The sequence below is a fragment of the Salinicola endophyticus genome (assembly GCF_040536835.1).
Lineage (GTDB): Bacteria > Pseudomonadota > Gammaproteobacteria > Pseudomonadales > Halomonadaceae > Salinicola > Salinicola endophyticus_A.
On sequence record NZ_CP159578.1, the window covers coordinates 3,293,554 to 3,316,962 of the forward strand.

Below are 23,409 nucleotides of genomic sequence, written 5' to 3' on the forward strand. Positions count from 1 at the left end.
CCATCCAAAAAAAGTATGCAAAGGCGAGAATAATACGATTTTAACGATGGTTGCCGATACGCCACGATGAATCGACCCCAACAACAACAGACCACGGCTCATGGATCTCATCGACTCCCCCTTTTTCGAGCGCCATCACGCGCGCCTCACAGATCTGCGTCAGACGCTGCACCGCCATCCCGAGCTGGGTTTCCAGGAGCATGAAACCGCCCGGCTGATCGCTGAAGAGCTGACACGCCTGGAGATTCCTTTCGTCTCGGGCATCGGCCGGACCGGCATCGTCGCCACGCTCACCGGCCAGCGGCCCGACAACGGCCGACGAGTCGGTCTACGCGCCGATATGGATGCCCTGCCCATCCACGAGCTGTCGACGCATGAGCATGTCTCGCAGCGCCCCGGGGTCATGCACGCCTGCGGGCACGACGGCCACACCACCATGCTGCTGGGCGTCGCCGCCTATCTGGCCGAGTGGCGTGATTTCGCCGGCACGGTCTATCTGGTGTTCCAACCCGCCGAGGAGGGGCTCGGTGGCGGCCTGGCGATGGTCGAAGATGGCCTCTTCACGCGTTTCCCCATGGATGCCATCTACGCCCTGCACAACTGGCCCACGCTACCGGCCGGGCAGGTGGCGATTCGCAGCGGCGCGATCATGGCCGCCACCGACCGGCTGGATATCAGCGTACGCGGCCATGGCGGCCACGGTGGTGTCGACCCGCATCTCGCCACCGACCCGGTACGCATGGCCGGCGCCCTGATCCAGGCCCTGCACAGCGTCGTGTCACGTGATATCGACCCGCTGTCGCCGGCGGCGCTGAGCCTGTGCGGCATCCAGGGTGGCGAGCTGGAGGGCTTTGCCATCATTCCCGACGAGGTACGTATCAGCGGCACCGCACGAACCCTCGACGAGACCACGCGACAGCGACTGGAAGAGGCCGTGCGCCGCACCTGCGCCGGTGTCGCCACTACCTACGGCGGCGAGATCAGCCTCGACTACCAGCGTATCTTTCCGGCCACGCTCAATGCCGAATCGGCGGTGCGCCACGTCGAGCGGGTGACCCGTGCCACCCTGGGCGACGCCGCGCTGATCTCGGACGTCGCCCCCAGTCTCGGCGGCGAGGACTTCGCCTTCATGCTCGAGCACTGCCCCGGTGCCTACTGCTTTCTCGGCACCGCCGAAGGTGAGGCGACCGCGCCGCTGCACAACGCGCGCTTCGACTTCAACGATGCCCTGATACCCACCGGCTGCCGGCTACTCACGGCGATCGCGCTCGCCGCACTGGCGTCATCGACTCCCGGCAGCTGACCTCGGCGCGCGTCAGCGCCCGGTTCACACTACCAAGGACGATTACGGTTCACACCCACAGCGACGATTCAGGTTCACACCCACAGCGACGATTCAGGTTCACACCCACAGCGACGATTCAGGTTCACACCAACAACAATGAGGTGATCACGATGTCTCGAAACTCCCTGCCCAGTAAGGGCATGCTGATCTATTTTGGGGTCTGCACGCTGGCCATGGTGTGGCCCGGCGCGCTCATCGCCAACCGCATCGAGCCCATGATTCTGGGGCTGCCCTTCTTCATCTTCTGGTACGTCGCCTGGGTCTTCGTACTGTTCGTCGGTCTGGTGATCGCCTACCGCCAGGAAGCCGGCGAGGAGGTGGACGATGAGTGATTCCGTCATCATCACCGGCCTGACACTGGGCTATCTGCTACTGGTCCTGATCGTCGGGCTGCGCGCCAACGCCGGCCAGAGCTCCTCCCTCGAGGGCTATGTCGCCGGCGGCCGCCACGTCGGGCTGCTGGTGCTGTTCTTCATCCTAGGCGCCGAGATCTTCTCCGCCTTCGCCTTTCTCGGTGCCCCGGGCTGGGCCTACGGCAAAGGCGTACCGGCCCTCTACATCATTGCCTACCTGACCCTCGCGGTGATCGTGTGGTGGCTCATTGCGCCCTATATATCCCGCCTCGGGCGTCGTCACGGCTTCCTGACCCAGGCCGAATTTCTCGCCGCCTGCTACCCCACCCGCGGCAACCTGCTGGGGCTGTTCATCGGCATCATCAGCGTGCTGGCGATGATCCCCTACCTGACCATCCAGATCGCCGGCGCAGGGATGCTCTTCGAAGCCGCCACCTCGGGCATCGTGCCCTTCTGGCTGGGTAGCCTGCTGGCCTGCGGCGTGGTGGCCGCCTATGTCTACGCCAGCGGCCTGCAGGGCATCGGTTGGACCAACCTGCTCCAGGGCGTGATGATGGTCGTGATCGCCTGGTTCCTGGGCCTGGCGACGGCCGATCAGTTCTTCGGCGGCGTCGGCGAGATGTTCCGTCAGATCCAGCAAGAGGCGCCGGAGTATCTGACCATGCCGGGTGCCCAGGGCATGGGCTGGGGCGCCTTCTCCACCGCGATTCTGGTGAGCGCACTGGGCTGCGTGATGTGGCCGCATATCTTCATGAAGTTCTACAGCGCGCGCAGCGAGCGCACGCTCAAGCGGGTCTTCGTGCTCTACCCGCTCTACAGCTATCTGCTGATTCCGCTGTTGTTCGTCGGCTTCGCGGGGGTCGTGGTGCTAGCCGACCAGCCGCTCGACTCGCCCGACGAAGTGCTGCTGACGCTGGTGGTGAAGATGGCCGACTTCCCCGCCTGGCTGATCGGCCTGGCGCTCTCCGGGGCGCTCGCCGCCGCGATGTCGACGGCGGCCAACCTGGCCCACACTTCGGCGACGATCCTGGTTCGCGATATCGGCCAGAACCTGCCCATCGGCCGCAATCTCCCCGAGGCGCGCGTGCTGAAGCTGACCCGTGGCGGCGTGATCGTCATCTCGCTGGCAGCCTACCTGCTGGCGCTGGCCAATCCCGCCTCGCTGGTCTCGCTGCTGCTCGGGGCCTACGGCATCGTGGTGCAGCTCCTGCCCATGCTGCTGGGCGCGCTGTTCTGGCGTCGCGCCTCCCGCGCTGCAGCCTTCATCGGCTTGGGGGTCGGCGCCTTGGTCACGCTGTACTATCAGTTCCTCGGCGGCTCACCGTTCGGCTGGCATCCCGGCTTCTGCGGTCTGATGGTCAACGCGGCGCTGTTCATCGCGGTCAGTTTCGCCTCGAAGCGCCAGGAGACACGCTCACCGGCAGACGCCCTCACTTCAGGCTAGGCCGCACGCCCGTAAACCACGCCGACCCGAGATCAACGACGGGTCGGCGTCGTGAGCGATCGCACCACCTAGCGGGTGGCTAACACTCGCCCCGCGTCTGCACCAGACATGCCTCGAGCTCTTCCAGAAAGCTCTCCAGTACCAGGTTGGGCGGGCGCCCCTTGCGGGTGATGGCATAGTAGCGGGTGGAATATTCGTAACGAGTGGCGTACTCGAAGGTGTCGGGGGCGAGGCGCCGCATGCGCCCCTGGTCGCGCCAGCGCTGAGCGTAGTGGGTGGGCAGGAAGCCGATGTAGCTGCCGGTGAGCACCAGAAAGGCGACCCCCTCGCGATCAGTGGCCGAGGCCATCGGCTTGAGCGCTTCGTGCACGCGCTTGATCTCGGGCGTCTGGGCGTAGGAGGGCACCACCGCGTCGTGGCCGGCGATCTGGTCGACGCTCGGCGCCTGGCACGCGAACAGCGGGTGACGGTCGCTGCAGTAGAGCGCCGACTGCTCTTCGTACAGCGTCAGGTAGTCGAGCCCCGGCACGCGCTTGAGTTCCGGCACCACGCCCGCGTGCAGGCTGCCGCCGAGCACCGCCATCTCGATGTCGTTGGGCGGGGCCATGCGGATATTGATGTGCACGTTATCGCCGCGCGCCTTGAGTGCGCGCAGCGCCTCGGTCACCTGCATGTCGGGCAGCGTGACCAGGTTGTCGGTGATACCGATGTTGAGTTCGCCGGTCAGGCGCGAGTGCAGGCCGTTGACCCGCGTACGGAAGTCTTCCACCGCGGCCAGTAGCTGCACCGTGGCCTCGTACACGTCGTGACCTTCGCTGGTCAGCCGGAAGCCGCTGCGGCCGCGCTGGCACAGGCGCATCGACAGCCGCGTCTCCAGGTCGCTCATCGCCATGCTGATCGCCGCGCGGCTGATATTGAGCTCGACCTCCGCCGACGAGAAGCCGCCGCACTCCACCACCTTGCGAAAGATCCGCAGCAGGCGCAGGTCGACGTCGCCCAGTTGCCCCATCAGCGTGATTCTACGCTGGCTCATGCCTCACTCCTCTCCTTTGTTCTTTTTCCCCAGCCCCTCATCCCGCCGCCGTTGCGTCGGTGCCTACGCGCCGAAGGTTAACCAAATGCTTTAGTGACCTTAAGCATACCGGGATTGCTTGACGCTCTGCTCCTGCCGCAGGCTACTTCGCAGCACACTTTTTCGCCCCGTGCCTGCCACCGCATCCGCTGGCCGCACGCAGATCCATTGACTCACGCTCCGGAGACGCTGCCCCATGTCTGCTCCTATCACGCATTTCATCGATGGCCAGCGCGTCGCGCTGAATTCGACCCGCACCAGCCCGGTGTTCAACCCCTCCACCGGCGCCCAGTCCGGGGAGGTGCTGCTGGCCTCTCGCGATGACGTCGAGTACGCCATCAACGCCGCCAGCCGCGCCTTCGAAAGCTGGTCGACGCTCTCGCCGCTGAAGCGCTCGCGCATCCTGTTCAACTACAAGACGCTGCTGGAGCAGCACAGCGACGAGCTGGCGCGGCTGATCTCCCAGGAGCACGGCAAGGTGTTCTCGGACGCCAAGGGCGAACTGACCCGCGGCCTGGAAGTGGTCGAGTTCGCCTGCGGCATGCCGCATCTGCAGAAGGGCGAGCACTCGCTCAATGTCGGCCCCGGTATCGACTCCTTCTCGCTGATGCAGCCGCTCGGGGTGTGCGCCGGCATCACTCCGTTCAACTTCCCGGCCATGGTACCGCTGTGGATGTTCCCGATCGCCATCGCCGCGGGTAACACCTTCATACTCAAACCGTCGGAGAAGGACCCTTCCTCGACCCTGCGCATCGCCGAGCTGTTCAGCGAAGCGGGGCTGCCCGACGGCGTGCTCAACGTGGTCAACGGCGACAAGGAGGCGGTCGACACCCTGCTCACCGACTCGCGTGTGCAGGCGGTCAGCTTCGTCGGCTCGACCCCGATCGCCGAGTATGTCTACGCCACCGCTTCCGCCCACGGCAAGCGCGTGCAGGCCCTCGGCGGGGCCAAGAACCATATGGTGGTCATGCCCGACGCCGATCTCGATCAGGCCGCGGACGCGCTGATGGGCGCCGCCTACGGCAGTGCCGGTGAGCGCTGCATGGCGATCTCGGTGGCGATGCCGGTGGGCGACGAGACCGCCGAGAAGCTGCGCGAGAAGCTGCTGTCACGCCTGGACGAGCTGCGCGTGGGCGAGAGCCTCACCGACGGCCCGGACCACGACATGGGCCCGCTGGTCTCCCGTGCGCATCTGGAAAAGGTCAGCGGCTATATCGAGCAGGGCGTACAGGAAGGCGCCGAGCTGGTGCGCGACGGCCGCCAGCTCCAGCACGACAGTGACGGCTTCTTCATCGGCGGCACCCTGTTCGACCACGTCAAGCCGGGCATGCGCATCTACGACGAGGAGATCTTCGGCCCGGTGCTGGCGATCGCCCGTGCCGAGAGCTTCGATGCCGCGGTCAAGATGGTCAACGACCACGAGTTCGGCAACGGCACCGCCATCTTCACCCGTGACGGCGACAGCGCGCGGCAGTACTGCGAGCAGATCCAGGTCGGCATGGTCGGGGTCAACGTGCCGATCCCGGTGCCCATGGCGTTCCACAGCTTCGGCGGCTGGAAGCGTTCGCTGTTCGGCGCGCTGCACGTGCACGGTGCCGACGGCGTGCGCTTCTACACGCGCATGAAAACGGTCACCGCGCGCTGGCCCTCCGGTCTGCGGGAAGCGACCAATCAGTACACCATGCCAACGCTGTGAGCAGCGCTCCCCGGACACCATGTGACATGACAGGATTCCCCATGCACTCGATCGACAATCAGCAGGTGAAGGCGCTCGACCGCGCCCATGTGTTCCACTCCTGGTCGGCTCAGGGCGCGCTCGATCCGCTGGTGATCAAGAGCGGCGCAGGCTGCCGGCTGTGGGACTACGACGGCCGCGAGTACCTCGACTTCTCCAGCCAGCTGGTCAACACCAATATCGGCCACCAGCACCCGCGGGTGATCGAGGCGATCAAGGCCCAGGCCGACGAGCTGACCACCATCGCCCCCGCCCACGCCAACTGGATGCGCGGGCGCGCCGCGGAGAAAATCCTCGAACGCGCCCCGGCCGGCTTCGCCAAGGTGTTCTTCACCAACGCCGGCGCCGACGCCAACGAGAACGCCATCCGCATGGCGCGCGCGGTCACCGGCCGCGACAAGATTCTTTCGGCCTACCGCTCCTACCATGGCGGCACCGGCTCGGCGATCGCCGCCACCGGTGATTTCCGCCGTGTGCCCAACGAGTACGCCCGTGGCCACGTGCACTTCTTCAACCCCTGGCTCTATCGCAGCGAGTTCTGGGCCGGCAACGAAGAGGAGGAGTGCCAGCGCGCGCTGCACCACCTGCGCCGGGTGATCGAGTGCGAGGGGCCAGCGAGCATCGCCGGGCTGCTGCTCGAGACCATCCCGGGCACCGCCGGCGTGCTGGTGCCGCCGCCGGGCTATCTGGCCGGCGTACGCGCACTGGCCGACGAGTTCGGCCTGGTGCTGATCTTCGACGAGGTGATGGCCGGCTTCGGCCGCACCGGCGCCTGGCTGGCGCTGGACCACTTCGGCGTGGTGCCGGACCTGATCACCTTCGCCAAGGGGGTCAACTCGGGCTACGTGCCCGCCGGCGGGGTGATCGTCAACCAGCGTATCGCCCACCACTTCGACGACGAGATGTTCTACGGCGGCCTGACCTACTCCGGCCATCCGTTGGCCATGGCGGCGATCTGCGCCACTCTGGAGACGATGCAGGAAGAGGGTATCGTCGACAACGCCCGCCAGATCGGCGAGACGGTACTCAGCCCCGGCCTCGCCCGCCTGGCCCAGCGCCATGCTCACGTCGGCGAGGTGCGCGGCCTGGGCGTGTTCCACGCCATCGAGCTGGTCGAGGATCGCGACAGCCGCACGCCGCTGGCGGCGGCCAAGGTCGGCAAGCTCAAGCAGGCGATGATGGAACGTGGCCTGCTGGCGTTCGTGGTTGCCAACCGCATCCACGTGGTGCCGCCGTGCATCGTCACCGCCGGTGAAGCCGAACAGGGGCTGGCGATCATCGACGAGGCGCTGGGTACACTGGGCTGAGAGGACGCCGGGTCAGACATCGGCCAGTACCGGCGGGCGTGACAGAGACACCGACACGTCCGCCGCCCTTCGTCTCATGCTAAAGGAGTTCCTCATGCAGATCGCCGCCTGGCAGGCGCTGAGCACGCACGGCGATATCGCCACCAATCTGGCGCGGCTGGACGAGAGCGCCCGTCGCGCCGCAGCGGAAGGCGCGGCGCTGTTGATCACCCCGGAGATGTTCCTGACCGGCTATGTCCTCGGCGACGACACCCGGGCGCTGGCGCAGGCGGCACCGCTGGAGCGCGCGCGAGAGATCGCCGCACGCCACGCCATCGGCCTGGTGGTGGGCGGGCCGGAGATCGAAGACGGCGCCTGCTACAACGCCGCGCATCTGATCGGCGACGACGGTCAGGTGCTCGCGCGCTACCACAAGGCGCACCTGTTCGGCGATGTCGACCGCGATCAGTTCACCGCCGGCGACCGCCCCACCTGCGTGGCGGACTATCACGGCGTGCGCATCGCCCTGATGATCTGTTACGACGTGGAGTTCCCGGAGAGCGTACGCGCCGCCGCGCGCCAGGGCGCCGAGCTGATCTGCGTGCCCACCGCCCAGATGCAGCCGTTCGCCCACGTCAACCGGCGGCTCATCCCCACCCGGGCCTGGGAGAGCCAGGTCTATCTGGCCTATACCAACCAGCATGGCCGCGAGGCAGCGTTCGACTACGTCGGCCACAGCCTGATCGTGGCACCGGACGGCGAGCCCCTCGCCGAGGCGCCCAGCGCCGGCGAGGCGCTGATCCACGCCGAGATCGACCCGGCCGCGGTGGCCGCGGGCCGTGCTGCCAACCCCTATCTCGATGATCTGCGCCAGGAGCTTTTCATTAGCTAGACAGCGTCATCGCGACAATCCGTATTTCCAACCCCCGCATTTCCAACCCCGAATTTCCAACCAAAAACAACGAGGAAATCGTCCCATGGACAATACCACCCCTGCGGATCCGACGCGCCTTCACGGCAGTCTGGGTACCGGCAGTATCGTCTTCATGGTCATCGCCGCCGCCGCGCCGCTCACCGTGATCGGCGGCAACGCCCCTATCGCTCTGGCCTCCGGTAACGGTGCCGGCGCGCCGGTGGGCTTTCTCATCGCCTCGCTGGTGATGCTGATCTTCTCGGTCGGTTTCGTGGCGATGACGCCCCACGTCAAGGAGGCCGGCGCCTTCTTCTCCTACGTCACCCTCGGGCTGGGTAAGCGCCTGGGCCTGGGCACCGCGTTCATGGCGTTGGTTGCCTACACCGCCATTCAGGCCGGCGTCTACGGCTACATGGGTTGGGCGGTCGGCGACTTCGTCCGCCACAGCGGCGGCCCCGCCATCCCCTGGTGGATCTACTCGCTGCTCACCGTCGCCATCGTCGCTTATCTCGGCTATCGCCATATCGAACTCAGCGCCAAGGTGCTGGGGGTGGCGCTGGTGCTGGAGATCGCCGTGGTGGTGATCATGAACCTGACCATCTTCGCCGACGGCGGCGCCCACGGCATCGAGTTCTCCTCCTTCACGCCGAGTGCCGCGCTCACCAGCGGCCTCGGCGTGGCGGTGCTGTTCGCGCTCACCGGCTTCATCGGCTTCGAGGCCACTGCGGTGTTTCGTGACGAAGCCCGCCAGCCGGCGCGCACCATCCCGCGGGCGACCTATCTCGCGGTGCTGATCATCGGCGTGTTCTATACCCTCTCGGTGTGGGCTCTGGTGGTCGCCAACGGCGCCGGAGAGGTCGCCGGCATCGCCCAGAAGACCCTGGATGGCGACGCCAACCTGCTGCTCGACACCGCCGAGCACTACACCGGCGGCGTGATGCGCGATCTGATGCAGGTGCTGCTGCTCACCAGCCTCTTCGCCTGCGTGCTGAGCTTTCACAATGTGCTCGCCCGCTATCAGTTCACCCTGGCGCGTCAGGGCACGCTGCCGCGGCGGCTGGCGCGCATCCATCCGCGCCATCGCGCGCCCTCCCACGCCTCGCTGGTGCAGACACTCACCGCGCTGGCGCTGATGCTGCTGTGTCTGGCGCTGGGGCTGGACCCGCTGACGCAGGTCTTCGGCTATATGGCGGGTATCGCCACCGTGGGCATGATCGGTTTGATGCTACTGACCACCCTGGCTTCGCTGACGTTCTTCCGGCGCCACCCTGAACTCGCCGGGCAGCGGCGCTGGCAGACGCGGATCGCGCCGAGTCTCGCCGCCGTGCTGCTGCTCGCCAGCCTGGCCTTGGTGCTCTCCAACTTCACCCTGGTGACCGGCGGCAGCATCGGGATCAGCGCTATGCTGGCACTGATTCCCCTGCTCTCGCTGTTGACGGGGGTGCTGTTCGGCCGTGCGCGTGCGATGGCCGGTGACGCGCCGCTCTCGCCACCCAGCGCCGGGGCTTATTGAGCGGCGGATCGTCTTCGGATCGCCTCGACCCAAGGCACGGACTCTCGCTCAGGTGGTCTCACCGACCCTGAGCGAGAGTGCGAGCTTCTCGCGCTGGCGGTAGAGGATGGGCAGGTGTCAGGCGGCACGCCTGGTCTGGACGACGGTCGATAGCGAGTTCCCATCGGCGGTCAAGTTGGCCCCTGCGAACGCGGCAGCAACCGCCAGGCGACTTCGACGAAACGCGACACGCCCGCATCGCGGAAGCTGAGCGCGGCGTCGAGCACGTCCTTGCGCGACAGCTCCTCGATCTCGTGGGTGTCAGCGTAGTGGCGGGCGACCTCCGCCGGGAGTACTGGAAACGGCGGGCCCTCCTTCTCCGCCGGGTCGTACTCGAAGGTGATCAGCAGCTGCGGCGCGGCACCGCTCAACTCGACGAGCTGTCGGGCGTAGGCGTCGCGCATCGTCGGTGGTAGCGCCACCAGGGCGGCGCGGTCGTAGACCAGATCGACCGCACCCAGCGCCGCTGGGGTCAGCGCGAAGATATCGCCCTGGAATACACTCAGCGCGCCGTGCTGCCAACGCTGGCCGCCCTCCCACTCGCTCATCGTCGGCTCGACCCCGAGCTCGGCGAACAGCTGCGCCACCGCCAGTTCGCTCAGCTCGGCGCCGACCACAGCATACCCCTCGCTCAGCAGCCAGCCGATATCCAGGGTCTTGCCGCACAGCGGCAGGAACACCCGTGTCCCCGGGGCGAGCGCATAGCGCGCGAGATGCCGCTTGAGAATGGGATGGACGAAGCTCAGATGAAAGCCGAGCTGTGACTGCTCCCAGCGCTGTTGCCAGAATCGATGTTCCATCGGTTCTCCCCCACTTGCTGAGTGATCAGCCACCAGGCTGCCACTGTGCCGGTACCTGTCGCCAGCTTACCCCAGTCCAGCCCGGGATCGAGCAGTTAGACCTTGGTGGTATTCGAGCAACCTGCCATTCCTTCAAGAGCGTCGCGTCTGCGCTGCTCCACGTATCGCGTGACTCGCCGGTTTTTCGAGCAGGGATCGCTTGTTAGGAGATACCTCGGCGGGGCTGGCGCAAGCCGCACTGATACGACAGCGCCTTATTATCGATATTCGATAACTTTTAACACTTGCCGATAACTTAACGCTTGGATAGGCTCGAACAGGCAGGTGAATCGCTGAGTCGACATAACAACCCCACAAGACAGGTAGCCTCATGATCGATTACTCACCCACTCCCCGCCCATCTTTGCGTTGGCTCTCTCGCCTCCGCCGCCACTGCCTCGTGGCCGCCGCTGCGCTGGGTCTCGCCACAGCGGGTATCAACGCCGCTCAGGCACAGGAGACCCTGGTCGCCGGCGCCACCCCCAGCGGTATCCCGTTCACCTTTCTGGATGTCTCCAGCGGCAAGATCACCGGCGCCATGGTCGATCTGATCGAGGCGGTGGGCCAGGACATGGGGGCCAAAGTCGAGATCAAGGAGTCGCCGTTCAATGCGCTGATTCCGTCGCTCACCTCGGGCAAGATCGACATCATCTCGGCGGCCATGCTGCGTACCCCCGAGCGCGCCAAGGTCGTCGCCTTCAGTGACGATGTCTATCCCTACGGTGAGGGCGTGATCGTCAAGCGTGATCATCAGGGCGACATTCATACACTCGATGATCTCAAGGGCCAGGTGGTCGGCGCCCAGGTGGGTACGACCTATGTACGCCAGCTGCAGGCGACCGGGCTGTTTCCCGAGATTCGCAACTACGACACCCTTGCCGACATGATGCGCGACGTCTCCCTGGGTCGCATCGTGGCGGGCATTGGCGACGCACCGGTGATGGCTTACCAGCTCAAGCAGGGCCGCTTCGCCGATCTCGAGCTGTCTCCCGACTACCAGCAGCAGATGGTGGGCGAGCTCGCGCTGGCCGTGGCCAAGGACAACACCGCGCTGCTCGAGCGCGTCAACGCCTCCCTGGCCAAGCTCAAGGCAAGCGGCAAGCTCGACGCCATCTTCGCCAAGTGGGGGCTGTAGTACGCCCCACCGTGCCACCACCAACACTCAGCCGCTCTCCCACCCTTCCCCGCTGACCGCCGCACGCCGGACCTCGCTGTCCGGCGCGCCCGGCCTCGGCCCAGGAGGACTCTATGGCGTACGCCGATATCGCCGCATTTTTCCCGATCCTGCTCAAGGGCGCCGTGGTCACGGTGCAGATCACCCTGGGCGCCCTGCTGCTCAGCACCCTGCTGGGGCTGCTGCTGGCGCTGATGAAACGCTCGCCGTTGACGCCGGTCTCGGCGCTGGCCGGCACCTTCATCAACGTGATCCGCGGCCTGCCGATCATCGTGCAGCTTTTTTACATCTACTTCGTCATTCCCGAACTGGGCATCGATCTGAGCGCCTTCCAGGCCAGCATCATCGGCCTGGGGATCGCCTATAGCGCCTATCAGGCGGAGAACTTCCGCGCCGGCATCGAGGCGGTCGACTCGGGCCAGATCGAAGCGGCCAAGTCCATCGGCATGAAGAGCGCCCTGATCATGCGCCGTGTGGTCCTGCCCCAGGCAATACGCATCGCCCTGCCCCCCTACGGCAATACCGCGGTCATGATCCTCAAGGACTCCTCCCTCGCCTCGACCATCACGGTGGCAGAGATGACCCGGGCCGGGCAGCTGATCGCCGCCTCGACGTTCCAGAACACCACCGTCTACACCATGGTGGCGCTGATGTACCTGGCGCTCAGCCTGCCGCTGATCTTCGGCGTCAACCGCCTGGAGCGTTTCTTCGCCAAGTCGCGACAGGGAGCCGACCAATGATCGCCATCGACCATATCCACAAGGCCTTCGGCGCGACCCAGGTGCTCAAGGGCGTCAGTCTCGAGGTCGCCGCCGGCGAAGTGGTCTGTCTCATCGGCCCGTCGGGCTCGGGCAAGTCCACCGTGCTGCGCTGCATCAACGGTCTGGAGAGTTACGACAGCGGCACGATCACCATCCATGGCCAGACAGTGGATGTCCGGCGCAGCGATATCCACTGCCTGCGCACCCGGGTCGGCATGGTGTTCCAGCGCTTCAATCTCTTTCCCCACCGCACGGTGCTCGAGAACGTGATGGAGGGCCCTGTCTTCGTCAAGGGCGAGTCGCGGGCCGAGGCGCGCCAGCACGCCCAGGCGCTGCTCGAGAAGGTCGGCCTGGCCGAGAAGCAGACGGCCTATCCGACCCAGCTCTCCGGCGGCCAGCAGCAGCGGGTGGCGATCGCCCGGGCACTGGCCATGCGTCCGGAGGCGATCCTGTTCGACGAGCCCACCTCCGCGCTCGACCCGGAGCTGGTGGGCGACGTGCTGACGGTGATGCGCGATCTGGCCGCGGAGGGCATGACCATGGTCGTGGTCACCCACGAGATGAGTTTCGCCAAGGAGGTGGCCGACCGGGTCTGCTTCCTCTACGGCGGCCAGATCGTCGAGGAGGGGCCAGCGTCGCGCGTGCTCAGCGAGCCACAGAATGCGCGTACGCAGGATTTTCTGCGCCGCGTGCTCGACCACTGAACAGGAGGCGCGACCATGCCCACTTCACAGCCGATGCTGCGCTCGCTCTGGGCCGACAGCCAGCCGCCGGCGGCGCTGCTTCCCCCCCTCGAGGGCGCCTGCCACAGCGACGTGCTGATCGTCGGCGGCGGCTTCACCGGGGTCGCGGCGGCACTTGCGCTGGCCGAACGCGGCATCTCGACGCGTCTACTGGAGGCCGACACGATCGGCTGGGGTGCCTCGGGGCGCAACGGCGGCCAGGTCATCCCGGGGCTCAAGTACGACCCCGATCAGCTGATCGAACGCTATGGTCAGGAGCGCGGCGAGCGCCTGATCGACACCAGCAGCCGCAATGCCGACGTGGTCTTCGAGCTCATCCAGCGCCACGCCATCGACTGCGACGCGCAGCGCCAAGGCTGGCTGCAACCCGCGGCCACCCGCGCCGGTATCCAGCGGATCGAGAGCCGCGCCGCGCAGTGGGCCGCGCGTGGGGTCGAGGTCGAGTGGCTGGCGCGGGAGGCCTGCGCCGAACGCCTCGGTACCACGGCCTATCTGGCCGGCTGGCGCGATCCCCGGGCGGGCAGCCTCAACCCATTGGCCTTCGTGCGCGGCCTGGCCCGAGCAGCGAGCGCCGCGGGTGCACAGCTCCACGAAGGTTCGGCAGTGACCGGGCTGGCCCGCCATGCCGGGGGCTGGCGGGCGTCCACCGCCCGTGGGGAAGTGACGGCCGAGCGCGTGCTGCTGTGCACCAACGGCTATACCGACACCCTGCAGCCCGGTCTGGCGCGCAGTGTGATCGCCGCCAACAGTTTTCAGATCGCTACCCGGCCGCTGAGCGCGGAGGAAGGCGCGACCATTCTGCCCCGGGGAGAGGTCGCCTCGGATGCGCGCAAGCTGCTGTTCTATTTCCGCCGCGATGCCGCCGGCCGGCTGCTGTTCGGCGGACGTGGGCCTTTCCATGACCCCCGCGCCCCCAGCGATTTCCGCCATCTGATCAGCGGCATGACCAGGCTCTATCCGGCGCTGAAGGGCGTCGAGATCGACTATGCCTGGGGCGGACGGGTGGCGCTGACCCAGGATGCCATGCCGCACGTGCACGAACCCGCCCCCGGCTTGCACGTGGCGTTGGGTTACAACGGCCGTGGCGTGGGAATGGGCACCCATCTAGGCAGCCTGATCGGTCGCCATCTCGGTACCCGGGCACTCGCCGACGCCCTGCCGCTGCCGCTCACCCCTATCGCGCCGATCCCGCTGCACGGCCTGCAGCGGCTCTACGTCGCGGCGGTGATCCAGTACTATCGGACCCAGGATTGGCTGGAGCGATGACAGGAGACCCGATGGCCGACTCAGCAAGCGCCGGTACCCGCTCGGCGCTGTTCAACCAGTCGATCGAGAAGGCATTCGTGGTACTGGGGCTGTTCGATGCGCACCACAGCGAACTCAGCCTGTCGGAGATCGCCAGACTCACCGAGATGAGCATGGGCTCGGTGCAGCGCATCACCCATACCCTGGAGCAGCTCGGTTACCTGGTACGCGTGGCGCAGAGTCGCAAATACCGGATCGGCATCGGGGTGCTCCGCGTGGGGGCACAGTATCTCGAGGCCAACCTGCTGATCGACTGCGCCAACCCGTATCTATCGGATCTCAGCAATCGCTGCCTGGAGACGGTCTCGCTGACCGAGCCCTGCGGGCTCGACATGGTCTATGTGGCGCGCTTCACCAGCCGCCACTACATCCCGATCCACATGCCGATCGGCAGCCGCGTGCCGATGTTCTGCACCGCCTCTGGACGTGCCTACCTCTCGGCACTCGACGACACCGCCCTGCGCGATCACCTGACACGCAGCGAGCGCATCGCCCACACCGCCAACACCATTACCGAGATCGAGGACCTGGTGGCGATCGTGCAGCAGTGCCGCCGGCGCGGCCTGGCCTGGAACAACGCCGAATACTTCCGCGGCGACATCAATATCGCCGCGCCCGTGATCAACGCTTCGGGGCAGCCGGTGGCGGCGGTACACGTCACCGCCCCGGCCAGCCGCTGGCAGCTGGAGAACGCCATCGATACTCTCGGACCGCCGCTGCTGGAGTGTGCGCGGGCGATCACCCAGGCGGCGCGCACCCGGCGCTAGGCGCCACCCGTTTAGCCCTCCAGCGGTGGCAGCCGCCGCCGGCGCAGATTGAGTGTCACCAGCGAGACGCCGACGATCACCACCAGCGCACCGATCACCTGATTGAGCGTGATCGGCGCGCCGAGCATCAGATAGCCGAGCCCCATGGTCACCACCGGCAGCAGGTTGAGCGAGGTCGCAGTGTGGCTGGGTCCGACCAGCAGCAGCGCCCGGTTGTAGCAGATCAGCGCGACCAGCGAGGGGCCGAGCCCCAGATAGAGAATGGCGGCGAGGGCATGACCGTCGAGCTGCCAGGCCTCGGCGAAGAAGGCGTTTTCCACCACCACCAGCGGCGTGAGGAACAGCACCGCGATGCCGGTCATCGGTACCAGCGAGGCGTAGAACGGCACCCGGCTCAGCCAGTGGCGCGCTGCCACCGAATAGATCACCCAGGCCAGCACCGCCGCCGCTACCAGCGCATCACCGCTCTGCAGTCGCGCCAGCGTGCGCACCAGAGCCCCATCCGAGACCACCCAGGCCGCACCGCCGGCGGAGAGCAGAATACCGAGCCAGCGTATGCGCCCCAGTCGTTCGCGGAAGAACAGCGCCATCAGCATGGCGGTGGCTGCCGGGGTCAGACTCTCCAGCACCGCCACCGTGGTCGCATCGCTGACCCGCAGCGCCGAGTAGAGCAGCGCGGAGAACAGCGCCATGCCGTTGATCGACATGATCGTCAGCGCCTTGAGCTCGCGCCCCAGTACCTCGCGCTGGCGCCAGGCGGCGGCACCGAAGATCAGCGTCACCGCCAGGAACACCACCAGCATGCGCGACCACGCCAGGGTCAGCGGCGGCACGCTGACGGTGGCGAACTTGCCGACCACCAGATTGCCGGAGAAGAGCAGCACGACGACCGCGAGATAGAACACGGCGATAAAAGGCACACGGCACCTGTCGATGACGATGAGAGTGAGGCGGACAGCCGCCGACGCCGGAGCACGATAGCAATGCCGGCGCGCCGATGACATGCGCCTTCGGTACAACATGACGGCGCTCACCGGGGGCACGAGTACCACGCCACGACAAGTCGGGTATGTCGGCTACACTTCAATCGACAGCGCTAATCAATGAGCCGCCTCAACACGGCGTTCAGCGCCTCGCTGGCCACCGCAAAAGGACCTTGCCATGACCGCCACTGCCGAATCGACCCGCGTCCGCGTGGTCCGTCGCGGAATCAATCCGCTGCACGGGCTGCTGCTGGCGGGCACCTTCCCGCTCTATCTGACCGCCGCGTTGAGCGACTACGCCTACGCCACCAGCTATCACATTCAGTGGTCGACCTTTGCCTCCTGGGCTATCGCCGGCGGCCTGGTGTTCAACGGCCTTGCCTGGCTGTTCGCGCTGGGCGGCATCGTGATGGCCAGCGGCCAGCGCGGCCGCGCCGGGCTGGAGTGCCTGCTGCTGCTGGTCACCTTCGTGCTCGGCTTCATCAATGCCCTGGTCCACGCCCGCGATGCCTGGGCGATGATGCCCACCGGCTTCGTACTCTCGATCGTGATTGCCCTGCTCGCCCTGGTGGCGGCCCTGATCGGGCTTTCGCGCAACCGCGCTATCGCACAAGAGATGACGGGAGGCCGCGCCTGATGACCACTCGCCCGCGTCACACCGCCCCGCTCGCGTGTCTGCCTCGCCTGACCCTGCTGCCACTGCTGCTGGTCGCCACTGGTGCCCTGGCCGCCGAGGCCCAGTATGGCGCCGACCCTCAGCTACCCGATCCGCAGCGCGGCCTGCTGCCCAATATGGGTGTGCCCGAGCAGACACCCTGGAACGAGCGCAAGCCCGAGGTACCCGAGGGCTACACCATCACCGCCATCGCCACCGATCTACAGGTGCCGCGTCAGACCCTGGTGCTGCCCAACGGCGATATCCTGGTCGCCGAAGGCAAGGGTGGCGGCAACGCGCCCAAGGTCCGGCCCAAGGACTTCATTGCCGGGCTGATCCAGTCCAAGGGCACCACCGCGGTCAAGGGCGGTGATCGCCTCACCCTGCTGCGCGACGCCGATGGTGATGGCACCTACGAGCAGCAGACGGTGTTCGCCGACGGGCTGAACGCCCCCTACGGCCTGGCACTGGTGGGCGGCGACCTCTATGTCGCCAATCAGGATGCGCTGGTGCGCTTCGACTATCAGCCGGGCCAGACCGCCGCCCGCGGCGCCCCCGAGACGCTGACCCCGCTGCCGGCACAGATCAACCACCACTGGACCAAGGCGCTGACCGCGAGCCCCGATGGTGACTACCTTTACGTGGGGATCGGCTCCAACAGCAATATCACCGAGCGCGGCATGGCCGCCGAGGTCGACCGCGCCGAGATCTGGCAGATCGATACCGAGACCGGTGCCCATCGCACCTACGCCGGCGGCCTGCGCAATCCCACCGCGCTGACCTTCCAGCCCGGCACCGATACGCTGTGGGCGGTGGTCAACGAGCGTGACGAGCTGGGCCCCAATCTGGTGCCGGACTATCTCACCAGCGTGCAGGAAGGCGGCTTCTACGGCTGGCCCTACAGCTACTGGGGCCAGCACGTCGACCCGCGGGTGCGCCCGCAGGACCCGGCCAAGGTCGAGTCCGCCATCGCTCCCGACTACAGCCTCGGCTCCCACCGCGCGCCGCTCGGCGTCGCCTTCTCCAATGCCGCGGTCGGTGGCGAGTTCAGCGATGGGGTCTTCGTCAGCGAGCACGGCAGCTGGAACCGCGCCGATCCGGTCGGCTACAAGGTGGTGTTCATTCCGTTCGAGAATGGCCAACCCGCCGGCGACCCGGTCGACTTCGTCTCCGGCTTCCTGGCCAGCGATGACACTACCCGCGGCCGCCCGGTGGGGGTCAGCGTGGCACCCGACGGCGCGGTGATCATCGCCGACGACCTCACCAATGCGGTCTGGCGGGTGACCCGCGATGTGCCGGCGGTCGACGCCAGTGGCGATCCAGATACCCGTGGCGATACCCGCACCAGTGACAATACGGATAATGATGACGACACCGGTGCAACCGGCGAGGCGTCACAAGCACCGATCATGGACACTGCACCCGCCAGGGAGGGTAACGACACCAAAAACGTCTGACACCCCGTCTGCAGGGCACGACGCCCCGGTGGCATATGCCATCGGGGCGTCCTTGTATTCGGCGTCGGCTACTGGCTGTGGGTGGATGGCGAGCAAGCCTGCCGGTAATGCCCAACCAGGCGCATGGCCAAGCAACGACACGGCGAGCCCGGGCGCCTCATGGCGCCGGCTCGCCAGCCTCGCCCGAGGTGTGCCCGCGGGCGATGTCACGATGACTGAGCACCACCACGTCCCGGGGCCACCACTCGGGATGCTCGTCGCGAATGAACGCCAGCAGCTTCTCGCGGATGCTGACCTCGGCGGTCCATCCGGATAGCGGGTCGACCGTCATCAGATAGCAGGTCACGGTCTGTGCCGGGCCGGTCTGATCGGTCACGCAGCACAGCAGCTTGTGATGCTCGATCACGTTCTCCTCGGCCTTGGCGAACTCGAGGAACTTGTCGCGCAGGATCGCGATGTCGGCGCTCAGATGCAGCGTCAGCACGAGGCTGCGGTACTCCTTCGTGCTCTTGGACGAGAGGTTCTCGAACGCCTTCGAGGCGAAGTAGGTGACCGGCACGATCAGGCGTCGCTCGTTCCATAACCGCAGCCGGATATGCGTGTAGAAGATCCCTTCGACGTAGGCCCACTGCCCTTCGAACATCACCAGATCACCGACCCGTATCGGCTTGGCCAGCGACAGCTGAAACGATGACAGGATGTTGCCGAGCACCGCCTGCCCCGCCACGCCCACCAGCACCGCCAGTACGCTGGCCGAGGCCAGAAGCGAGAGCCCCAGGGTTTCGAACAGCTGAACCTGCCCGAGGACATAGATCGATACCGCCGTCACCAGAATGAGGATGATGATGCGCCGCACCGCGTAGAGCGTGGTGAGCAGCTTGCGCTCGTCCCTGGGCTTGGAGTCATCGATCTGCCCGGCGAGACGCCGCGTCATCTTCAGCATCATGGTATCGACCAGGCGCAGCCCGACAGCCCCGATTCCCCAGGCCAGGATGGCGATCAGCACCACGCGTAGGGTGGTCGTCGCCACCGCCGAGAAGGAGACGACGTAATCGAGCAGCGCCTGGGTCAGCAACGACATCACGATAAGCGCTACCGGGCCGCGAATCTGCTTGGCGAAGATGCTCGGCGCACCGGTGGGCAGCCAGCGCGTCACCACCTCGATCAGGCGGTAGACACCCTTGCCGATCAGCGCGACCGCCAGCAGCACCAGCGGGATCGCAATCCACTCCCAGATCCGCAGCGGCCCGAACGAGGTCTTGAGACGCTCGGGAATGTGGCGCTCGAACGCTGCCGGGCCATATTCGTGATAGAGCGCAGGGATCGCCGCCACGCTCTCCGGCGTGATCAGCCAGACCGGATCTGCGTTGCCGACGCGATAACGCCCCAGCCGGATGTCATAGGTGTCACCGTCGGCCTCGAGCGAAGCCAGTTCGATATCGCGACGTGGCTCGCCGGCGTAAGGGCTCTTGCCCGTAGGGTCCTCGGTGGCGGCATCCTGACGCCCGGAGAGGCCGGAAAGACGGATCGACTTGCCACGCTGGAAGATGGCGGCGAGTTCTCGCGCCAGCGCCGCGCCCCGCTCGCGCTGTTCCGCCGGAGAGAGGTCGGCGAGGTTGAGGATATGCGCCGCCGCCGCGAAATCATCCTGGTCGGCCAGATTGCGGAAGGTGCGCATCGCCTCCCGCGGCGTTCTCAGCTTGACGGCGTCCGGCACCGGCCCCAGGCCACGATTCAGCGAATCGGCCGCGTACCACTCCTGGGCACCGCCGGCGTCCGGCGTCTGTGCCAGGCACAGGCTGGAGACCAGCCATATCGATAGCGCCAGCCACCAGCGCAGCCATGAGCCCGTCCGTATCATCCCTGAGTCTCGCTTGCGTGAATCGTTCGCCGGATCATCCCGCCTTCCCTGGGGCGAGTCCATCACATGGGTCAATCCTGCCGACGGGGCCGTGTCATCCCTACCTGCCGCGACAGCCGTGACGCCCCGAGACGCCGCCCCGGGCTCAGAACTTGGCGGCTTCCGGCGGCGCCACCGCGGGGCGGTGCTCGCTCTCCAACGACTTCACCATCGATTCCAGATGGCTGGCATTGATATCGGCAGGCGATTGGGCACCGATCAGCGTCATGGTCACGCGCAGGTCCGCCGCGATCAGTTCCAGCAGATGCGAGACGCCGCGCTCGCCGGCCGCTGCCAGCGCATAGGCGTAGGCGCGGCCGAGCAGCACGCCCTTCGCCCCCAGCGCCAGCATCCTGACCACATCCAGCCCGGAGCGCACGCCGGAGTCCGCCAGCACCGTCAGCTCGTCGCCCACGGCCTCGGCGATATGCGGCAACGCCCGCGCGGTGGGGATGGCGCCATCGAGCTGCCGCCCGCCGTGGTTGGAGACGATGATGCCATCGGCGCCCATGCGCACCGCATCACGAGCGTCCTCCTTGTCCAGCAGCCCCTTGATGATCAGGTTGCCCTTCCAGCTCTCGCGGATCCACTCCAGCTCGCTCCAGCTGATGGAGGGATCGAAGTTCTTGGCCAGAAACCCCATGTAATCGTCCATGCTCATCTGGCGTCCGGTATACGCCTCGATGTTGCCGAACGATAATGGCTTGCCCTTGAGCGCGACGTCGAACGCCCACCAGGGGTGGGTCAGCGCCTGAGTCACCTGGCGCAGCTTGGCATGCGGCCCGGACATGCCGGAGTGGCGGTCGCGATAACGCGACCCCGGCAGCGGCATGTCGACGGTGAAGACCAGCGTCTTCATGCCTGCCGCCCAGGCGCGCTCCAGCGCGTTCTGCATGAAGCCGCGGTCCTTGAGCACATAGAGCTGCGACCACAGCTCGCCACTGGCGCCCGCGGCCACCTCCTCGATGGAGCAGACCGACACCGTCGACAGCGTATAGGGGATACCGGCCTTCTCGGCGGCCCTGGCGGCCTGCACCTCACCACGCCGCGCGTACATGCCGGTCGCCCCGACCGGCGCCAGCGCCACCGGCAGCTTCCAGCGGCTGCCGAGCACCTCGGTCTCGAGCAACGGATCACCGCCACCCTGGAGCACCCGCTGGCGCAGTGGAATGGCCTGCAGCGCCTCGACGTTGCCGCGCAACGTGCTTTCGGTCACCGCCCCGCCATCGAGATAATCGAACAGAAAGCGAGGAATACGCCGCTTGGCAGCTCGGCGGTAATCGGTAGGGCCTGAGATGATCATGGAGTCGCCTTAATGCTCGCTTCGCAAGCGGTGAAAGGGAAAACACAAGCAGCGCCTAGCGTATCAACTCCCCTCGCCGAAAAGCGTTCCAGGGAATCAGGACTTTAGTCGTATACGCTGATCGCTATCGCAGCTCTCGTCTCACGCCGCCGGACCGAAGGTCTCGAAGGCGATGCGCCCGGCAGGCACCCCGCCCGCTTCCAGGCCGGCGCTGATGTCGGCGAGAAACCCGGCGGGCCCGCAGAGCAGATAGTGCGCATCGTCCCCGGCGTCTAGTGCCAGTAGATCCTTGGCCGTCATGCGACCTTCGGCATCATAGTCCCTGCCACGGATATCGCTGGCCAGTGGCGCGCTATAAAAGACACGCCGCTCGGCCCGGTGGCCGGCCGAGCGTGCGCCGGCCTGAATTGCGGCATCGACCTCCGCCCAAAAGGCATGGGAGTCACCGTTGCGGGTGGCGTGCACGAACCAGACATCGCGCGCGGCGCCGCACGCGCCCTCAGCGACCGCCGCGTACAGCATCGCCAGCATCGGCGTGATGCCCACACCGGCACTGATCAGCACCAGCGGCCCCTGCCCAGCGGGCAGCACGAAGTCACCAGCGGGGGCGTGAGCAGTAAGGCAGTCGCCGACCGCGACTCGATCGTGCAGAAAGCGTGACGCGATCCCATGCGCCTCGCGCTTGACGCTGATGCGGTAAGTCTCATCCCCTGGCGACCCCGAGAGCGAATAGCTGCGCCGAACCCGACCCGATTGCCCCGGCACACTGAGTTCGAGTGGCAGGTGCTGCCCGGCCCGGAACGGGGGCAGCGCGCCGCCGTCGGCGCTGGCCAGCCGAAAGGACGTGACCAGGTCGCTCTCCCGGCGCTTGTCGACCACTTCGAGTTGTAGCGCCGGCGTCTCTCGCTGCCAGCGCAGGTCCAGCGCTTCGGGGCGCTCGACCACTCGCTCGATGCTGACCTCGACCCAGCGCTGGGCGCTCGGATCCTCGCTATGCGCCGGCTGCCACTCGATGCGGGCACGCCCGCTGATCTGCAGCAGGCCGCCGGTCTCGAAATCGACGAACAGCAGGCCCACGCGCGGGTTCTGAATCAGGTTGCCGAGGGTGTTGAAGAAGTTGTTGCCCGGATAGTCCGGGAAGCGCAGCGTGCCAGCCCCGGTGACCTGGACGAACCCGGGCTCGCCGCCGCGGTGGGAGGCGTCGTAACCGCGCTTCGTACTCTGCTCCCTGCCTGAATCGTGGGCGGAATCGGTAGCGGCGGCAACGGAACCGCAAGCGGAGCCGATAAAGAAGGTGTCCGCGGCAGTGATTCGCGCGCGCTGGCCGGCATCCAGCCGCGACGAAACGATGGCAGCGGGCGCTGGCGCGGGCTCGACGCGATGCCACGCCCGCTCGCGGATATACTGCGGGCAGTTGCCGAAGCTCTGCTGCACCGCAACGACCAGACGCCCCTGGGCCGCGCGGACCACCCCGTTGAGCCGGTTGCGACGCCGCGTGGTCAGCTCGATCCCCAGCAGGCCGACCTCGGCGCCCTCCTCCAGCGCCGTCGCCAGTGGATCCCCGCGCCCCGGCGCTGCCGCCACGCTCAGCGTTCGTGCATTTGGCGTGTCGATGAAACCCGGCTCTCCCGCCAGCAGCGTGACCCAGGGCCGGCCCTGGGCATCGCCGGCGGCGAGGACAATGAACGGCAGCTCGGCAAAGAAGTCGCGATGCTGCTCAGGCATGTGATCGCGGATGAAGCGACCGGATGGCGCCACGCCGGCGCGGCGCTGCGCCTCGCGCTCGCCGGCGTGGAAGGGCGTCGTCTCGGGTGTCATGACC

20 protein-coding genes are annotated in these 23,409 nt (G+C 66.8%); 14 read left to right on the forward strand and 6 right to left on the reverse strand.

From position 1 onward, the window contains the following. Positions 1–100: 100 nt before the first annotated feature. From ABV408_RS14965 to ABV408_RS14975, 3 genes are all read left to right on the forward strand, one after another. On the forward strand, positions 101–1,303 hold the full coding sequence (locus ABV408_RS14965; protein ID WP_353979698.1) for an amidohydrolase: 1,203 nt from the start codon (positions 101–103) through the stop codon (positions 1,301–1,303). 152 nt (positions 1,304–1,455) lie between these two features. Further along, a complete protein-coding gene (locus ABV408_RS14970) occupies positions 1,456–1,677 on the forward strand; it encodes a DUF3311 domain-containing protein (RefSeq protein ID WP_353979699.1) in 222 nt (73 codons plus the stop codon). Continuing rightward, entirely contained in the window at positions 1,670–3,142 is a 1,473-nt protein-coding gene (locus ABV408_RS14975; RefSeq protein WP_353979700.1) for a sodium:solute symporter family protein, read from the forward strand. The genes ABV408_RS14970 and ABV408_RS14975 overlap by 8 nt, the downstream gene beginning before the upstream one ends. A gap of 79 nt (positions 3,143–3,221) precedes the next feature. Here ABV408_RS14975 and ABV408_RS14980 read toward each other — a convergent pair whose 3' ends face one another. Then, the gene (locus tag ABV408_RS14980) at positions 3,222–4,175 is read right to left on the reverse strand and encodes a LysR family transcriptional regulator (RefSeq protein WP_353979701.1); all 954 of its coding nucleotides are present in this window, start codon (positions 4,173–4,175) and stop codon (positions 3,222–3,224) included. Between the two features lie 235 nt (positions 4,176–4,410). Here ABV408_RS14980 and ABV408_RS14985 point away from each other — a divergent pair, with 235 nt between their 5' ends. The 4 genes from ABV408_RS14985 to ABV408_RS15000 all read left to right on the forward strand — a co-directional run bounded on the left by ABV408_RS14985 (position 4,411) and on the right by ABV408_RS15000 (position 9,661). Next, a complete protein-coding gene (locus ABV408_RS14985; protein WP_353979702.1) occupies positions 4,411–5,910 on the forward strand; it encodes a CoA-acylating methylmalonate-semialdehyde dehydrogenase in 1,500 nt (499 codons plus the stop codon). Between the two features lie 41 nt (positions 5,911–5,951). Next, positions 5,952–7,256 carry an aspartate aminotransferase family protein gene (locus tag ABV408_RS14990; RefSeq protein ID WP_353979703.1) on the forward strand — a complete coding sequence of 435 codons (1,305 nt, stop codon included), beginning with the start codon at positions 5,952–5,954 and terminating at the stop codon, positions 7,254–7,256. Between the two features lie 94 nt (positions 7,257–7,350). After that, a complete protein-coding gene (locus ABV408_RS14995) occupies positions 7,351–8,127 on the forward strand; it encodes a carbon-nitrogen hydrolase family protein (protein ID WP_353979704.1) in 777 nt (258 codons plus the stop codon). An 85-nt stretch (positions 8,128–8,212) separates the two neighbouring features. Continuing rightward, on the forward strand, positions 8,213–9,661 hold the full coding sequence (locus ABV408_RS15000) for an APC family permease (protein WP_353979705.1): 1,449 nt from the start codon (positions 8,213–8,215) through the stop codon (positions 9,659–9,661). A gap of 170 nt (positions 9,662–9,831) precedes the next feature. Here ABV408_RS15000 and tmpT read toward each other — a convergent pair whose 3' ends face one another. Beyond that, positions 9,832–10,500, reverse strand: coding sequence for a thiopurine S-methyltransferase (tmpT, locus tag ABV408_RS15005; protein WP_353979706.1), 669 nt, complete (start codon positions 10,498–10,500; stop codon positions 9,832–9,834). A 439-nt stretch (positions 10,501–10,939) separates the two neighbouring features. On the opposite strand from tmpT, the gene ABV408_RS15010 reads away from it, so the two are divergent. From ABV408_RS15010 to ABV408_RS15030, 5 genes are all read left to right on the forward strand, one after another. Beyond that, positions 10,940–11,674, forward strand: a complete 735-nt coding sequence (locus ABV408_RS15010) for an ABC transporter substrate-binding protein (protein WP_353979707.1) — start codon at positions 10,940–10,942, stop codon at positions 11,672–11,674. A 113-nt stretch (positions 11,675–11,787) separates the two neighbouring features. Next, the gene (locus tag ABV408_RS15015) at positions 11,788–12,453 is read left to right on the forward strand and encodes an amino acid ABC transporter permease (protein WP_353979708.1); all 666 of its coding nucleotides are present in this window, start codon (positions 11,788–11,790) and stop codon (positions 12,451–12,453) included. After that, entirely contained in the window at positions 12,450–13,178 is a 729-nt protein-coding gene (locus tag ABV408_RS15020) for an amino acid ABC transporter ATP-binding protein (RefSeq protein ID WP_353979709.1), read from the forward strand. Before ABV408_RS15015 ends, ABV408_RS15020 begins: the two co-directional genes overlap by 4 nt. Positions 13,179–13,193: 15 nt before the next feature. Next, positions 13,194–14,483, forward strand: a complete 1,290-nt coding sequence (locus tag ABV408_RS15025; protein ID WP_110717635.1) for an FAD-binding oxidoreductase — start codon at positions 13,194–13,196, stop codon at positions 14,481–14,483. 11 nt (positions 14,484–14,494) lie between these two features. After that, positions 14,495–15,289, forward strand: coding sequence for an IclR family transcriptional regulator (locus tag ABV408_RS15030; RefSeq protein WP_353979710.1), 795 nt, complete (start codon positions 14,495–14,497; stop codon positions 15,287–15,289). Positions 15,290–15,300: 11 nt separating this feature from the next. Here the strand turns inward: ABV408_RS15030 and ABV408_RS15035 are convergent, their stop codons facing one another. Beyond that, entirely contained in the window at positions 15,301–16,209 is a 909-nt protein-coding gene (locus ABV408_RS15035) for a DMT family transporter (protein WP_353979711.1), read from the reverse strand. A 241-nt stretch (positions 16,210–16,450) separates the two neighbouring features. Between ABV408_RS15035 and ABV408_RS15040 the strand changes: the two genes are divergently transcribed. Next, entirely contained in the window at positions 16,451–16,909 is a 459-nt protein-coding gene (locus ABV408_RS15040; RefSeq protein ID WP_106419554.1) for a DUF2231 domain-containing protein, read from the forward strand. After that, positions 16,909–18,384 (forward strand): sorbosone dehydrogenase family protein, encoded by a 1,476-nt coding sequence (locus tag ABV408_RS15045; protein WP_353979712.1) that lies wholly within the window; start codon positions 16,909–16,911, stop codon positions 18,382–18,384. Before ABV408_RS15040 ends, ABV408_RS15045 begins: the two co-directional genes overlap by 1 nt. A 157-nt stretch (positions 18,385–18,541) precedes the next feature. Here the strand turns inward: ABV408_RS15045 and ABV408_RS15050 are convergent, their stop codons facing one another. The 3 genes from ABV408_RS15050 to ABV408_RS15060 all read right to left on the reverse strand — a co-directional run bounded on the left by ABV408_RS15050 (position 18,542) and on the right by ABV408_RS15060 (position 23,405). Then, positions 18,542–20,245: a mechanosensitive ion channel domain-containing protein gene (locus ABV408_RS15050; RefSeq protein ID WP_353979713.1), complete on the reverse strand. Its 1,704-nt coding sequence runs from the start codon at positions 20,243–20,245 to the stop codon at positions 18,542–18,544. Positions 20,246–20,390: 145 nt separating this feature from the next. Further along, on the reverse strand, positions 20,391–21,587 hold the full coding sequence (gene lldD / locus ABV408_RS15055; protein WP_353979714.1) for an FMN-dependent L-lactate dehydrogenase LldD: 1,197 nt from the start codon (positions 21,585–21,587) through the stop codon (positions 20,391–20,393). Positions 21,588–21,728: 141 nt separating this feature from the next. After that, complete coding sequence (locus ABV408_RS15060; protein WP_353979715.1) at positions 21,729–23,405, reverse strand: pyridoxamine 5'-phosphate oxidase family protein; 1,677 nt, start codon at positions 23,403–23,405, stop codon at positions 21,729–21,731. Positions 23,406–23,409 lie beyond the last annotated feature (4 nt).